At 74.2% G+C, this 14,102-nt stretch carries 14 protein-coding genes; 7 read left to right on the forward strand and 7 right to left on the reverse strand.

Going from position 1 to position 14,102, the window contains the following annotated elements; translation table 11 throughout:
- Positions 1 to 13: 13 nt before the first annotated feature.
- The 3 genes from ACWEPX_RS29425 to ACWEPX_RS29435 form a co-directional block, all read right to left on the reverse strand.
- Positions 14 to 712 (reverse strand): hypothetical protein, encoded by a 699-nt coding sequence (locus ACWEPX_RS29425; protein ID WP_451900511.1) that lies wholly within the window; start codon positions 710 to 712, stop codon positions 14 to 16.
- Entirely contained in the window at positions 705 to 1,220 is a 516-nt protein-coding gene (locus ACWEPX_RS29430) for an RNA polymerase sigma factor (protein WP_451900512.1), read from the reverse strand. Before ACWEPX_RS29430 ends, ACWEPX_RS29425 begins: the two co-directional genes overlap by 8 nt.
- Positions 1,221 to 1,301: 81 nt before the next feature.
- Complete coding sequence (locus ACWEPX_RS29435) at positions 1,302 to 2,600, reverse strand: glycoside hydrolase family 18 protein (RefSeq protein WP_451900513.1); 1,299 nt, start codon at positions 2,598 to 2,600, stop codon at positions 1,302 to 1,304.
- A 137-nt stretch (positions 2,601 to 2,737) separates the two neighbouring features.
- On the opposite strand from ACWEPX_RS29435, the gene ACWEPX_RS29440 reads away from it, so the two are divergent.
- Positions 2,738 to 3,325: a TetR/AcrR family transcriptional regulator gene (locus ACWEPX_RS29440; protein WP_451900514.1), complete on the forward strand. Its 588-nt coding sequence runs from the start codon at positions 2,738 to 2,740 to the stop codon at positions 3,323 to 3,325.
- Positions 3,326 to 3,361: 36 nt separating this feature from the next.
- Positions 3,362 to 4,909 (forward strand): MDR family MFS transporter, encoded by a 1,548-nt coding sequence (locus ACWEPX_RS29445; protein ID WP_451900515.1) that lies wholly within the window; start codon positions 3,362 to 3,364, stop codon positions 4,907 to 4,909.
- 18 nt (positions 4,910 to 4,927) lie between these two features.
- Here ACWEPX_RS29445 and ACWEPX_RS29450 read toward each other — a convergent pair whose 3' ends face one another.
- A complete protein-coding gene (locus ACWEPX_RS29450) occupies positions 4,928 to 5,314 on the reverse strand; it encodes a VOC family protein (RefSeq protein ID WP_451900516.1) in 387 nt (128 codons plus the stop codon).
- A 165-nt stretch (positions 5,315 to 5,479) separates the two neighbouring features.
- On the opposite strand from ACWEPX_RS29450, the gene ACWEPX_RS29455 reads away from it, so the two are divergent.
- The 4 genes from ACWEPX_RS29455 to ACWEPX_RS29470 all read left to right on the forward strand — a co-directional run bounded on the left by ACWEPX_RS29455 (position 5,480) and on the right by ACWEPX_RS29470 (position 10,106).
- Positions 5,480 to 7,405 carry a S8 family serine peptidase gene (locus ACWEPX_RS29455; RefSeq protein ID WP_451900517.1) on the forward strand — a complete coding sequence of 642 codons (1,926 nt, stop codon included), beginning with the start codon at positions 5,480 to 5,482 and terminating at the stop codon, positions 7,403 to 7,405.
- Positions 7,406 to 7,494: 89 nt separating this feature from the next.
- A complete protein-coding gene (locus ACWEPX_RS29460) occupies positions 7,495 to 8,235 on the forward strand; it encodes an META domain-containing protein (protein WP_451900518.1) in 741 nt (246 codons plus the stop codon).
- Positions 8,236 to 8,345: 110 nt separating this feature from the next.
- Entirely contained in the window at positions 8,346 to 9,272 is a 927-nt protein-coding gene (locus tag ACWEPX_RS29465; RefSeq protein ID WP_451900519.1) for a Ppx/GppA phosphatase family protein, read from the forward strand.
- 12 nt (positions 9,273 to 9,284) lie between these two features.
- Positions 9,285 to 10,106, forward strand: a complete 822-nt coding sequence (locus tag ACWEPX_RS29470; protein ID WP_451900520.1) for an SDR family oxidoreductase — start codon at positions 9,285 to 9,287, stop codon at positions 10,104 to 10,106.
- Here ACWEPX_RS29470 and ACWEPX_RS29475 read toward each other — a convergent pair.
- Positions 10,103 to 10,723 carry a UdgX family uracil-DNA binding protein gene (locus ACWEPX_RS29475; protein WP_451900521.1) on the reverse strand — a complete coding sequence of 207 codons (621 nt, stop codon included), beginning with the start codon at positions 10,721 to 10,723 and terminating at the stop codon, positions 10,103 to 10,105. The two genes, ACWEPX_RS29470 and ACWEPX_RS29475, sit on opposite strands and share 4 nt — an antisense overlap.
- Complete coding sequence (locus ACWEPX_RS29480) at positions 10,720 to 11,865, reverse strand: carboxylate-amine ligase (protein WP_451900522.1); 1,146 nt, start codon at positions 11,863 to 11,865, stop codon at positions 10,720 to 10,722. The genes ACWEPX_RS29475 and ACWEPX_RS29480 overlap by 4 nt, the downstream gene beginning before the upstream one ends.
- Before the next feature lie 261 nt (positions 11,866 to 12,126).
- Between ACWEPX_RS29480 and ACWEPX_RS29485 the strand changes: the two genes are divergently transcribed.
- On the forward strand, positions 12,127 to 13,293 hold the full coding sequence (locus tag ACWEPX_RS29485; RefSeq protein ID WP_451900523.1) for a cytochrome P450: 1,167 nt from the start codon (positions 12,127 to 12,129) through the stop codon (positions 13,291 to 13,293).
- 11 nt (positions 13,294 to 13,304) lie between these two features.
- Here ACWEPX_RS29485 and ACWEPX_RS29490 read toward each other — a convergent pair whose 3' ends face one another.
- Positions 13,305 to 14,099 carry a UbiA family prenyltransferase gene (locus ACWEPX_RS29490; RefSeq protein ID WP_451900524.1) on the reverse strand — a complete coding sequence of 265 codons (795 nt, stop codon included), beginning with the start codon at positions 14,097 to 14,099 and terminating at the stop codon, positions 13,305 to 13,307.
- Positions 14,100 to 14,102: the final 3 nt, after the last annotated feature.

A 14,102-nucleotide genomic window follows, 5' to 3' on the forward strand; every position in this document is an offset into this window, starting at 1 on the left:
CCGGGTTCCCGGATCAGGATTCGGCGATCGCCAGGGCCTCGGCCAGGGTCAGCTCGCCCTCCAGTCGGAAGGTGACCCCGCCGGACTGCCAGATCAGCGTGGCCCCGGCCAGCCGGGGCGGCTCGACGCGCTCCCCCGACGGGGCCACGACCACCAGCTCGTGCGGCGTCGCCAGCCACAGCGCCGCCTCGCCGCGCACGGTCGTGTGCCGCACGCGGTCGTAGACCAGCTTCGTGAAGTACGGGGCCAGCGTCCCGGCCACCTGGTCGAGCCGGATCGCGCCGTCGCGCCAGGACAGGGACACGACGTGGCCGTCGGCGGACACCGCGGCCGAATCGGGCTCGCCCAGCCGCGCTGGCACGGCCACCGGGAAGCCCGCCAGGGCGCGGGCCTCGGCCAGGGACAGCCCGGCGGCCGTCGGCGGCGGCGGGGCCGAGGTGGGCGGGTCGCCCACGCCGGGCTGGATCTGGACCGCGCCGATGCCGAGCCACTCCACGACGGCCGCGCGCACCGGCGGGGTCAGCGCGCCCGCCAGCACGAGCGCGGCGAGCCCGCCAGCGACGGCCCGCCTGCGCAGCGCCCGCAGCCGCAGGCGGGCGGGCCGGGGCTCGGCGGCCACCCGCGCCATCACGGCCGCGGTGAGGTCGGGGGGCGCCGGGGGGTTGATGGACCGGCCCAGCTCGCGGAGCTCGTCGGCCAGGGGATCAGACACGGGCGCCCTCCGGCAGGGTCTCCCGGAGGGCGCGCAGCGCCCGCGACAGGCGGGACTTGACGGTGCCGCGCGGCAGGCCCAGCACGGTCGCCGTCTCGCGTTCGTCCAGGTCGAGCAGGTACCGGCAGGTGACGACCTGCCGGTACCGCTCGGGCAGCGCGGCGACCGCGCCGAGCAGCTCGGCGCGGCGGGCCCGCTCGGCGGCCGAGGCCGCCGGGTCGGCCAGCAGCTCCGGCTCGGCCGCGGCGGCCTCGGTCAGCCCCCGCCTGCGGCGCGACCGCACGAGGTTGCGCGTCTCGTTGGCGACGATGCGCAGCAGCCAGGGGCGGAAGGCCGCGCCGTCGCGGAAGCCGCCGAGGGCCCGGAACGCCTTGACCAGCGATTCCTGCACCACGTCCTCCGCGTCCGCGCCCGCCCCGAAGAGCAGGGCGGCGCGCAGGGCCGCGCCGGTGTGGGCGCGCACCAGTTCGGCGTACGCGCCCACGTCCCCGGCGCGCACCCTGGCCACCGCGTCATCGCCGTCGATCCGACCCGCTCCCGTCTGCCGTGCTCAGCACTGTCTACACCGCAGACGGGAGATCGGTTCCACTCAGCCGCGCAGACCCCGGTGCAGGGCCCGGATCAGCTCGCCGTCGGCGGTGTCGCCGTCCAGCGACCAGATCATCGCCCCGCCCAGGCCCCGGCTGTTGATGTAGCGGGCCTTGCGGTTCATCTCGACCGGGTCGTCCCAGGTCCAGAAGGTGGTGCCGTCGAACAGCCAGGCGTGCCCGGCGCGGTTGTCCCGGTAGACGGTGAACTCCCCGAGCTTGGGCTTGAGGTTCTTGTAGTCCTCGTAGCCCGGCTCCCAGGTGGCCGGGGCGGGCCCGGCCGCCGGCTGGAACAGCCCGTCTCCGCCGCCGGTGACGCCGGTCCAGCCGCGGCTGAAGAACGGCACCCCGAGCACGACCTTGTCCCGGGGCGCGCCCCGGGTGAGGTAGGCGTCGACGGCGACCTGGGAGCTGAAGTCGGGGTTGGTCGGCCCGTTGCGCGGGGTGAGCACCGACGACTGCTGGTTGGTCACCGACTCCCACGTGCCGTGGTAGTCGTAGCCCTGGATGGTCGCGAAGGTCAACTCCTTGAACACCTTCTTGACCTCGAACCCGCGCTCCACCATGCCCGGGTTGGCAGGCAGGAAGGCGGTCAGGTCCGCGCGCTTGCCCAGCTGCTTGCGGTACTCCTTCACCAGCAGGGTGAAGTTCTCCCGGTCCTGCGGCCGCACGACGTTGCCGGGCGCGGCCTCGCTCGCGGGCCACTCCCAGTCCAGGTCGATGCCGTCGAAGATCCCCGCGGCCGCGCCCGGCGCCGCCCCGGGCAGGTTGCCCTTGATCCACATGTCGATGCACGAGCGGACGTGCTCGGCGCGCGACTGCCGGGTGAGGGCGGCGTTGGAGAAGTACTTCGACCCCGTCCACCCGCCCAGGGAGATGAGCACGCGCAGCTTGGGGTAGCGCTTCTTGAGCTGGCGCAACTGGTTGAGGTTGCCCGCCAGCGGCTGGCCCTCCACGTCGGCGACGCCGCTGACGCTCTGCTCGGCGCTGAACGGGCGCTGGTAGTCCGCCCAGGGGTCGGAGCTGACGCAGCGGCCCTGCTCGTCGAGGAAGCCGAAGGCGTAGTTCAGGTGCGTCAGCCGGGGCGCGGTTCCGTTCTTGACCAGGTCGCTGACCAGGAAGTTCCGGCCGTAGCCACTCCACTGGGTGTAGTACCCGACGACGCGGTCGCCGTGGTGCTGGCCGTGGTTGCCGTGGTGGTGGCCGTGGCCGCCGCGGTGCGCCTGGGCAGGCGCGGTGGCGAACGCGGAGGCGAGCAGCGCGGCGGCCACCGCGCCCGCTGCCCATCTGGCTCGGGTCATGCCACTCCTCTCGTATGGTCTGGACCACACTAGGAGTTGGTCTATACCACCGCATACCGCCCGAATGGCCTATCTCACAACGTGCGCAGTCACTGCAAACTTGCACAACGCGCACTTTTCTCCGCTACCCTGGTCGGGTGAACCTCCGCGACCGCAAGAAGCGCCAGACGCGCTCGGCGCTGATGCGCGCGGCCCTGGAGCTGGTTCACGAGCGCGGCGTCGACCACGTGACGGTGGAGGACATCGCCCGCCGGGCCGACGTGGCCCCGCGGACGTTCTTCAACTACTTCGCCACCAAGGAAGACGCCCTGGTCGGGCCCGACCCGGAGTCCGCTGAGCGGCTCAGGGCGGGCATCGGCGACGCGCCCGCGCACCTCTCGCCGGTCGAGGCGCTGCGGCAGGCGCTGCAGGCCGAGATCACCGAGCTGGCCAGCGACCACAAGCTGTGGACGCTGCAGATCGCGGTGTTCGACCGGCACCCGGAGCTGCTGGCCAAGGCGTTCGCGGGCGGCGCCGAGGCCGAGCGGCAGATCGTGGCCGCGATCGCCGAGCGCACCGGCCAGGGCCGCACCGACACCTACCCGCTGCTGCTGGCCGCCGCTGGGGGCGCGGCCTTCCGGGTCGCCCTGACCCGCTGGTCCACCCTGGCCGACCCGCCGCCCCTCGCCGAGCTGCTCGACGAGTCCTTCCTGCTGCTCGCGGCGGGCCTGCCCGACCCGCGCTGAGAACCCCTGTCGAAACACCCACACCCGAGGACGCGCATGTCCATCACGCAAGACCCGCCCGCGGCCGCGCCCGCGTCGCGCCGGGACATCCTCCAGGCCATGTCCGGGCTCATGCTCGGCATGTTCATGGCGATCCTGGCCTCGACGATCGTGGCGAACGCGCTGCCGCGCATCGTCGCCGACCTCCACGGCTCGCAGTCGGTCTACACCTGGATCGTCACCACCGAGCTGCTGGCCATGACGGCGACCGTGCCGCTGTGGGGCAAGCTCGCCGACCTCTACAGCCGCAAGCTGCTCATCCAGCTCTCGCTCGGGCTGTTCGTGGTGGGCTCGCTCATCGCCGGGCTCGCGCCCAACGTCGAGGTGCTCATCGCCAGCCGCATCGCCCAGGGCCTGGGCGCGGGCGGCATGACCGCGCTGGCCACGATCGTGATGGCGGCGATGATCCCGCCGCGCGAGCTGGGCCGCTACGCGGGCATCTTCGGCGCGGTCTTCGGCGTGGGCACCATCGCCGGTCCGCTGATCGGCGGCGTCATCGTCGACACCTCCTGGCTGGGCTGGCGCTGGTGCTTCCTCATCGGCGTGCCGTTCACCCTGGCCTCGATCGTGCTGCTGCAGCGCACGCTGCACCTGCCGGTCGTGCGCAAGGAGGTCAAGATCGACTACCTGGGCGCGGCGCTGATCGTCGGCGGCGTCTCCACGCTGCTGGTGTGGTCGACGCTGGCGGGCAACCAGTTCCCCTGGGCGTCGGGCTGGACCGCGCTGCTGGTCTCGGTCGGCGTGGTGCTGCTGGCCCTGGCGGTGTGGGTGGAGACCCGCGCGGCCGACCCGATCGTGCCGCTGACGATCTTCCGCAACCGCACGGTCACGCTCACCACCGTGGCCAGCACGCTGGTCGGCGTGGCGATGTTCGGCGGCACGGTGTTCCTGTCGCAGTACTTCCAGATCGCCCTGGGCAAGACGCCGACGCAGGCGGGCCTGATGAGCCTGCCGATGATCCTGGGCCTGCTGGTCTCCTCCACCGTCGCGGGCCAGCTGATCTCCCGCTACGGCCGGTGGAAGGTCTACCTGGTCGCGGGCGGCGCGGTGATGGTGGCGGGCATGGTGCTGCTGTCGACCATCAACGCCCAGACCAGCGTGCTGCTGGTGTCGGTGCACATGGGCGTGCTGGGCGTCGGCGTCGGCATGCTGATGCAGAACCTGGTGGTCGCCGCGCAGAACGACGTCCCGGCCAAGGACCTGGGCGCCACCACCTCGACGCTGACCTTCTTCCGCAGCCTCGGCGGCGCGGTCGGGGTCAGCGCGCTGGGCGCGGTGCTGGCCAACTCGGTGACCCGGCAGATGACCGAGCGCTTCGGCCCCGCGGCCGCAGGCGGCGGGACCAGCGAGGTGCCCGACCTGACCACCCTGCCGGAGCCGGTGCGCGCGGTGGTCGCCGAGATCTACGCATCGGCGACCGCGGAGCTGTTCCTCATCGGCGCGCCGTTCGCCGTCGCCGCCCTGGTCGCGGTGCTGTTCATCAAGGAGAAGCCGCTCAAGACCCAGAGCGGCGACGAGCGCCTGGCCGCCGAGTTGGCGCACTGAACCCGGGCTCGGGATCGGTCAGACCGCCTGGCCGATCCCGAGCAGATTCCCCTCGCTGTCGCGGAACCAGGCCGCCCGCTCCCCCGTGCCCTTCCCGGGGTAGTGGCCCGCCACCTCCGCAATTCCGTCCACAGTGAACGGATAATCGAGGAATTCGACCCCGCGCGAGCGCAGCAGGGCCATCGCCGCGTCGAGGTCGTCGACCTCCCACGCCAGCTGCGTGTGCTCCCCCGACGCCGCCCCGGCCGAGCGGAAGAGCGCGAACTCCGCGCCACCGCACCGGTACAGCAGGCCCCCGGGCCGCTCGGCGACCGGCCGCAGGCCCAGCTTCTCGGCGTAGAAGGCGCGGGCCCGGTCCAGATCGGCCGCCGGAATCCGGGCGGCCACCCGGGAATGCTCCAACATGGTCCCTCCATTGGTGCCAACGTCCCAGTGGCAATACTGGCAATGGTTTTCTGCGTTTACCTCGTCTAACGTGCAAATCGTCCGCGCGGACGTTCCACACCCTGTTGCCTGCGGGCAGGCTGCTCCCCGCCCGCGGGTCTCGCACCCGACCAGGGAGACGATTCCATGGGACGACCTGACCGCCGCGCCCTGCCCAGGAGATGGACCGGGGCGGGCGTCGCCGCCGCCACCGCGATCGCCGTGCTCGCCCCGCCCGCCGCCGCTGCCGAGGGCGTCGTGCTGGGCGCCGACCGCCCGGGCGCCATCCCGAACAGCTACCTCGTCGTCTTCAAGGACGCTGCCGCAGCCAGCGTGGACGGCCTGGCGCGCAAGTACGGCGCGAGCGTCGAGCACACCTTCCGGCACGCGGTACGCGGCTTCGCCGGGACGCTCCCGGCGAAGGCGGCCCGGCAGCTGGCCGCCGACCCCGGCGTGGCCTACGTCGAGCAGAACGCCACCGTGCGGATCGCCGGTGTGCAGCCCAACCCGCCGTCGTGGGGCCTGGACCGCATCGATCAGCGGGATCTGCCGCTGGACAACAGCTACACCTCCCCCAACGACGGCGCCGGGGTGACCGCGTACATCATCGACACCGGCATCCGGACCACGCACAGCGACTTCGGCGGCCGGGCGAGCTGGGGCACCAACACCGTCGACAGCAACAACACCGACTGCAACGGCCACGGCACCCACGTCGCAGGCACCGTCGGCGGCAGCGCCCACGGCGTGGCCAAGGCCACGCGGCTGGTCGCGGTGAAGGTCCTCGACTGCCAGGGCTCGGGCACCCTCGCCGGGGTCACCGCGGGCGTGGACTGGGTGACGGGCAACGCGAACCGGCCCGCCGTGGCGAACATGAGCCTGGGCGCGTCCGGCACCAACGCGACGCTGGAGAACGCCGTCCGCAACTCCATCTCCTCCGGGGTCACCTACGCCATCGCCTCGGGCAACTCCAACGCCGACGCCTGCAACTTCACCCCGGCCCGCATGCCGGAGGCCATCACGGTCAACGCCAGCACCAACGGGGACGCGCGGGCGTCGTTCTCCAACTACGGCACCTGCACCGACATCTTCGCGCCCGGGCAGGACATCACCGCGCCGTGGAACACCAGCGACACCGCGACCAACACCATCAGCGGCACCTCGATGGCGTCCCCGCACGTCGCTGGCGCCGCGGCGCTCATCCTGGCCGCCTCCCCGTCGCTGACCCCGGCGCAGGTGGCCACCGCGATGACCTCGGCGTCGACCCCCAACAAGATCAGCAACCCGGGCACCGGCTCCCCCAACCGGCTGCTCTACGTCACCCCCGGTGAGCCGCCGACCGGGCCGACCATCACCGACCCGGGCCAGCAGCAGGACGTCATCGGCACCCCGGTGAGCCTGCAGCTGAGCGCCGCGGGCGGCGCGACGCCCTACACCTGGTCGGCCACCGGCCTGCCCACCGGGCTCTCGATCAACTCCGCAACCGGCCTGATCTCCGGCACGCCGACGGTGGCCGACGCCTACTCGGTCACCGCGACCGTGACCGACAGCCGGGGCGGCAGCGACAGCACCTCCTTCACCTGGATCATCGAGAAGGAGGACGGGGGCGGCGGCGACTGCGTCAGCCCCGGCCAGAAGCTGGTCAACCCCGGCTTCGAGAGCGGCACCACCGGCTGGTCCGACGCCACGTGGACCATCCACAGCTGGTCCGGCGCAGGCGCGCCGCGCTCGGGCACCCGGTCGGCGTGGATCAGCGGGTACGGCTACAGCGAGTCCGAGACCCTGACCCAGACGGTGGCGATCCCGGAGGGCTGCACCGAGTCCACCCTGTCGATGTACCTGAAGATCGACTCCGCGGAGTCCGGCTCGACGGTGTACGACACGTTCACGGTGAAGATCGGCTCGACCACGCTGGCGACCTACTCCAATGTGGACGAGTCCGGCTACGCGCTGCGGACCTTCGACGTGGGCGCCTACGCGGGCCAGACGGTGTCGATCAGCTTCACCGGCAGCGAGGACTGGTCCCTGCAGACCTCGTTCGTGCTCGACGACCTCGCGCTGAACGCAGGATGATCGGATGCCTGCCCGGTGGGTTCCGCCGGGCAGGCACACCATCGGGCGAGCCAGGCAACCCCCCGGGCCGCCCCTCCCGTCCTCCGCGCATGAAGACCTTCCTCGGAGCACTGGTCCTGCTGGCGGCCGCGACGGCCTGCGGAGGCGGCGCGACGCCCGTCGGCGTCGGCCCCGGCGCGGGCGGGCCGTCCGGGGCCTACCTCAGCGAGTCCGGCCGCGACCTGGTCGAGGGCACCCGGGTCCGGCTGGAGTTCACCGGCGACGGCAGGCTGCTGGCCAGCGCCGGGTGCAACACCATCAGCGGCCCGGTCGAGACCGGGGGCGGCAAGGTCGTGGTCACCGACCTGGCCGTCACCGAGATGGGCTGCGACCCCGACCGCCACGCCCAGGACGAGTGGCTGGCGGGCTGGCTGGCCGCCGCCCCGACGTGGCGGCTGGACGGCGAGCGCCTGGTGCTCGCCGCCGAGGGCGTGGAGCTCGTGCTGGCCCGGCCCGCCGTCCCGCCGCTGCTGGGCACGACCTGGGTGGTCGACACCCTCATCGACGGCGAGGTCGCCGCCTCCGTGCCCGCCCGCGCGACCCTGGTGTTCAGCGCCGACCGGGTGGCCGTCGACACCGGCTGCAACACCGGCTCGGCGGGCTACCGGCTCAGCGGCGCGGCGATCGTCTTCGAGCCGCCCGTGCTCACCCGGATGGCGTGCGCGCCGGAGGTGATGGCCGTCGAGGACGCCATCGTCGCGGTGCTCTCGGGCAAGGCCGCAGTGAGCACGGAGGGAGAAGCGATGACCTTGTCCAACGGCCCCAAGGGAATCCGGCTGACGGCGGCCTGACGGCCACATCGGATCGCCCCCCGGTCGGTGGAACCAGGCGTTTGGCCGGTACCGGCCGGGGTAGATTCCCGACATGATGTGACTTCCGCATCGAGGAGGGAGCGTCTCGGGTGAGCGGCCGCGTAGGGGTCATCGACATCGGCTCGACATCGGCGTGCCTGCAACTGGCCGATGACGGGCCGCAGACTGCTGCGTACAAGTTCCCGACCCGGCTCGGCCGCGAGATCCGGCCGGACGGCGTGCTCAGCAAGCGCGGCGTCCGCCAGGTCGTGCGGGCCGCCCGGGCGACCGTCGGCGCGGCCCGTGACCTGCGCGTGCAGGAGCTGTTCTGCTTCGCCACCTCCTGCGTGCGGGACGCGGCCAACCGCGACGAGGTCGTGGAGGCCGTCTACGACTCGGTGGGGGTGCGGCCGCAGTTCCTCACCGGCGCCCAGGAGGGCTGGCTCACCTACCACGCGGCCCGGCACTGGGCGGGCGAGTCCGGCCGGATGCTGCTGCTCGACGTCGGCGGCGGGACCAGCGAGATCGTCCTCGGCGCGGACCCCCGCCCCGAGCTGGCCCTGTCGCTCCCGCTCGGCGCGGGCACGCTGACCAGGGCGTTCCTGCAGAAGGACCCGCCGTCGGAGAAGGACCTGCGCAGGCTCAAGCGGCACGTGCGGCGCTCGCTGGACGAGCTGGTGGCCGACGCCGACGTCGAGCGCGCCGTCGCCGCGTCGCGGATCCTGCAGCAGCTCGGCAGGCTCGCGGGGGCCCGGCCGCCGGGCAAGGGCCGCGGCGCCGTGCTGACGCTGTCCGATTTGGACAAGTGGATCCCCCGGCTGGCCGACCTGCCCGCGTCGCGCCGGGCCCGGCTGCGCGGCATCTCCGCCGCCCGCGCGCCCTACGTGCTCGCGGGCGCGATCGTGGCCAGGACCATGATGCGCACGCTTGGGGTGTCCGAAGTGGAGCTGTGCCCGTGGACGCTGCGCGAGGGCATCCTGCTGCGCCACCGCAACGGCGATGAACCGCTGCCGCTGGCGCCGCTGCGCCTGCGCTGAGAGGAGACCGCCATGATCGCCCCGCTGCCCGGCGACCGGCGCGGCGCGCCGCAGCGCGCCCTGGTCACCGGATCGGACTCCGGGATCGGCCGGGCGACCGCGGCCGTGTTCGCCCGCGCCGGGGTGGACGTGGCGATCACCTGGCACCGGGACGAGGCCGGGGCCGAGCAGACCGCGCGCGAGGTGGAGGCCGCGGGCGCCCGCTCCTTCGTGACCCGCATGGACCTGACCGACCTGCCGACGGCGGCGAGCGCGGTCGACGCGGCCGCCGACGCCCTCGGCGGGCTGGACGTGCTGGTGAACGCCTCCGGCACCGGCACGTCCACCCCGCTGCTGGACATGGACTTCGACGACTGGCGGGCGGTGCTCGACGTCGACCTCAACGGCGCGTTCCTGTGCGCCCAGCGCGCCGCCCGGCACATGATCGACGGTGGACGGGGCGGGCGGATCATCAACGTCACCAGCGTGCACGAGCACGCCCCGCTGATGGGTGCCGGTCCGTACTGCGTGGCCAAGGCAGGCCTGGGCATGCTGACCAAGGTGCTGGCGATGGAGCTGTCCCCGCACGGCATCACGGTCAACTCCGTGGCCCCCGGCGAGATCTCCACGCCGATGACCGGCCAGGAGGACGTCGACCCCCGCGAGCAGCCCCGCCCCGGCTACCCGCTGGGCAGGCCGGGGCACGCCCACGAGGTGGCCTCGGTCATCGCCTTCCTGGCCACCCCGGCCGCGGGCTACGTCACCGGCGCGTCCTACGTCGTCGACGGCGGCATGCTGCTCATGGGGCCGCAGGCCAGCGCCGCGCTCCAGGACGAGGGCTGGCGCTCCCCCTAGCCCGCCGCCACCCGCAGGTCGGCGACGAGCCCCGCGTACACCTCCTCGCGCTCGCGGGAGCGCAGCACGGCCGACGGGTGGGTCGTGGCGAGGATGCCCCGGCCTGCGAAGGGGCCGTCCGGGGCGGACAGGACGCGGCCGTGGTCGGCGGTGATCCGGAACTTCGGGCCGTGCACCGCCTTGGCCGCGGTCGCGCCGAGGCAGACCACCAGCTCCGGGTCCACCCGCTCGACCTCGGCGACCAGCCACGGCGTGCAGGCGACGACCTCCGTGCGGCCCGGCGTCTTGTGGATGCGCTGCTTGCCCCGCTCCGAGCGCTGGAACTTGAAGTGCTTGACGGCGTTGGTCAGGTACACCTCGTCGCGGTCGATGCCCGCGTCGGCCAGCGCCTTGTCCAGGATGCGCCCCGCCGGGCCGACGAACGGCTCGCCCTCGACGTCCTCGCGGTCGCCGGGCTGCTCGCCGACAAGCAGCAGCCGCGCGGACTCCGGGCCCGCGCCGAACACCGCCTGCGTGGCGTCGCGGTAGAGGTCGCAGCCGCGGCAGGCGCCCACCGCGGCGCGCAGGTCGTCCAGGCTCCCCCGGTCGGGGACGTAGGGCTCGGCGGTCATGGTCATACCGGGGTGTATCCCGCTTCGACCGGCGTCAACCCCGCGGTGTGCGCGGCGAGCACGGCCGCGACGGCCGCGGGCCCGCCGGGGGCCGCGGCGCGCTGCAGGTCGGCCCCGGTGCCGCGGCGGGTCAGCTCGGCGAGCCCGGCGGTGACGGCGCGCAGCTCGCCGAACTCGGCCAGCGCGGGCCGCACGCGCTCCATGAGGGCGGCCAGCCTGCGGCGGGCGGTGGTGCGGGCCAGGGTGACCGGGTCGACGGCCGGGCCGCGGGTGCCGTGGCGGGCCGCGGCCCACATGGCCGCCGACAGCGCCCGGGGGTCCGGCCGGGGCGCGGGCACGCCCGCGGCCAGCTCGGCCGCCGCGGTCACCACGATGGCCCGGCACAGGGCGGCCAGCAGCAGCGCGTCGGCGGGGGTGGGCACGCTGTCGGCGACCCGGATCTCGATGGTCGGCAGGTGCGGGGAGAGCCGGGCCTGCCAGAAGGTGATGCGGTCGTCGACGAGCACCCCGCAGTCGATCAGCCGGGCGATGTGGCGGTCGTGGTCGGCTGCGGAGTCCACCCAGGGCGGCGGCCCGCTGGCCGGGAAGCCCGCCTGGGTCAGCGCGCGCAGGCTGGCGAAGCCCAGGTCGTTGCCCTGCCGCAGCGGCGAGTTGGTCGACAGCGCCAGCAGCGTCGGCAGCCAGGGCGTGACGTAGTTGAGCAGGGCGGCGGCCACGTCCCGGTCCGGCACGCCGACGTGGACGTGCAGGCCGCAGCACAGGTAGTCGGCGAACATGGCGCCGTAGTGCTCGGCGATGCGCGCGTACCGGGCGCCGGGGGTCAGCGACAGCGGCCGCGGTGCCACTATCGCCGAGCCGGAGGCCACCAGCAGCGCGCCGTGGCCGCGGGCCTGCTCGGCCAGCCGGGCGCGGGCGTCGGCGAGCTGGGCGGCGGCGTCGGCGGCCGACTCGCAGACCCCGGTGGCCACCTCCACCTGGCTGCGGGCGAACTCGTACTGCGGGGTCCACGGCGCGCCGTGGCACCGGTCCACGATGGCGGGCCCGCAGTCGACCGGCTCCGCGGTCCGCGGGTCGACCAGCAGGAACTCCTCCTCCACGCCGATGGTCGCGCCTGCCTCGACGCGGCTTCGGGGGTCGGTCGTACGCATGGGCTGCTCCGATCGCGGCCGAAGGCGGGCTTCCCCCTATGGTGCGGCGGCCGGGGGTCACCGGCACACCAAGCATGAGATTCATCGACGCCAGCGTGTGCGCGCAGCCACCGAATGGGTCGGTTTGCGTGACCAGTGCGGGAGGTACCCGCCCTCATGACACGGACGGCCGTGCCGCGGACTACAACGGCGCTCTCCAGGACCGACGCAGCACTTCTGGGTCTGCGCGTCGTGTCTCCGCTGGTCGCAAGCGGTCTCATCGTGCGCAGACCGCGGATGGTCGGCCTGCTGGACCGGGTCGGCGCCTACCAGGCGATGCTCAACGAGCTGCGCAGGCTGCGCCTGCGCTACGGGCCCGGTCCCGCGGTGGCGCAGCTCGGCGGTCGCCGGTTCGTGGTGCCGCTGGCCGCCGAGGACGCCGCCGCGGTGCTGGCCGAGACGCCGGTGCCGTTCTCCCCGGCGAACCGGGAGAAGGTGGCCGCGCTCAGCCGCTTCCAGCCGCACGGCCTGCTCATCTCCCGGCCCGGCGCGCGGCGGGACCGGCGCCGCTTCACCGAGCACGTGCTCGACACCCCGCTGCCCCTGCACCGGCTGTCCGCGCCGTTCGCCGCAGCGGTCAGCGCCGAGGCCGAGGCGATGCTCGACAGCAGGCGGCTGGACTGGCCCACCTTCGCCGACGGCTGGTGGCGGCTGGTCCGGCGGGTCACCCTCGGCAAGGGCGCGCGCGACGACGTCGAGCTGATCGATCTGCTGCACACGCTGCGGTCGGACGCGAACTGGTCCTACCTGCACCCGCGCCGCCCGCGGCGGCGGCAGCGCTTCGCCGAGCGCCTGCAGGACCACCTGGACCGGGCCGAGCCGGGCAGCCTGGCGGGGATGACCGCCGCCCAGGGGTCGCAGGCGGTCCAGCAGTTCCCGCAGTGGCTGTTCGCCTTCGACGCGACCGGGATGACGGTCATGCGGACCCTGGCGCTGGTGACCAGCCACCCCGAGGTGCTGGCCAGGGTGCGCGACGAGGAGGACCGGCGGCCGGTGCTGCGGGCGTGCGTGCTGGAGTCGCTGCGGCTGTGGCCGACCACGCCCGCGATCCTGCGGGACACCACCGAGGCCACCGCGTGGGGCCCGGCCGGGACGACGGTCGCGGTGCTGACCCCGCTGTTCCACCGCGACTCCGGCGACCGCTTCGACCCGGACCTGTGGCTGGACGGCCGGGCGGCGCTCAACCCCGCCCTGCTGCCCTTCAGCGCGGGTCCGGCAGGTTGCCCCGGCCGCAACCTCGCCCTGTTCCTGGCCTCCACGCTGGTGCACGCCCTGATCTCGCGGGCGGAACTGACCCCGCGCAAGCCGCTGAGCGCGGGCCCGATGCCTGCCAACCTCAACCCGTTCAAGCTGGCCTTCGACCACCGCCCGCTGACCCAGCGCCCCTAGCCCTGGTGCTCCTAGCCGAGTGCACAGGCCGCGACGACCACGTCCAGCAGCGCCACCGCCATCACCGCCGTGAACGGGGCGCGCCCGCCCCGGGCCACGCCCACGGCCACCACCGCCGCGGACACCGCGATCGCGGCCACGGCGAGCGCGGGCACCGGACCGGGCGGGCCGACGGCGACGATCACCCCCGTCACCAGGACCAGGGCGGCCGCGACAGCGGTCGAGGCGCGGGCGCCCAGGCGGTGGGGCAGGCCGCGCACGCCGGTGGCCGCGTCGTCGGCCAGGTCCGGCAGGGCGTTGGCGAAGTGCGCCCCGCTGCCCAGCGTCGCCGCCGCGGCGACCAGCCACGCCGGGGCCAGCCCGGCGATCACCGGCAGCAGCCCGAACGCGACCGCGTACGGCAGGACCGAGAACGCCGTGGCCTTCACCCCCAGGTCGTAGGCCCAGGCGGCGGCCAGCGCCACCGCGTGGGCGAGCAGGGCGACCGGGCCGAACAGCGCCGTGAGCGCGAGCGCGGCCACCGCGGCGACCGCCACCCCGATGCCGACGGTCCGCCGCGGCACCCGGCCGTCGGCCACCGGCTTGCCCGCCCGGCCCACCGCCGCGTCGCGCGGGGCGTCCACCAGGTCGTTGAGCCAGCCGACCGAGAGCTGTCCACAGAGGACGGCGCCGGCGATGCCCGCCACCCCCGCCGCGGAGCGGCCCGCGGCCGCGGCCAGGGCGGCGGCGAGCGCGGTCACGGTGAGGCTGGGCGCGGGGTGGCACGCCAGCGCGAGGGCGGCCCCGGTCCGCACGGCCTGCTGCACGGG

The organism is Actinokineospora sp. NPDC004072, assembly GCF_053604195.1.

Bases quoted from the DNA above. Each gene is read 5' to 3' on its own strand.
- ACWEPX_RS29435 (WP_451900513.1), bottom strand. From the start codon at position 2,600: ATGACCCGAGCCAGATGGGCAGCGGGCGCGGTGGCCGCCGCGCTGCTC.
- ACWEPX_RS29445 (WP_451900515.1), top strand. From the start codon at position 3,362: ATGTCCATCACGCAAGACCCGCCCGCGGCCGCGCCCGCGTCGCGCCGG.
- ACWEPX_RS29450 (WP_451900516.1), bottom strand. From the start codon at position 5,314: ATGTTGGAGCATTCCCGGGTGGCCGCCCGGATTCCGGCGGCCGATCTG.
- ACWEPX_RS29455 (WP_451900517.1), top strand. From the start codon at position 5,480: ATGGGACGACCTGACCGCCGCGCCCTGCCCAGGAGATGGACCGGGGCG.
- ACWEPX_RS29460 (WP_451900518.1), top strand. From the start codon at position 7,495: ATGAAGACCTTCCTCGGAGCACTGGTCCTGCTGGCGGCCGCGACGGCC.
- ACWEPX_RS29470 (WP_451900520.1), top strand. From the start codon at position 9,285: ATGATCGCCCCGCTGCCCGGCGACCGGCGCGGCGCGCCGCAGCGCGCC.
- ACWEPX_RS29475 (WP_451900521.1), bottom strand. From the start codon at position 10,723: ATGACCATGACCGCCGAGCCCTACGTCCCCGACCGGGGGAGCCTGGAC.
- ACWEPX_RS29480 (WP_451900522.1), bottom strand. From the start codon at position 11,865: ATGCGTACGACCGACCCCCGAAGCCGCGTCGAGGCAGGCGCGACCATC.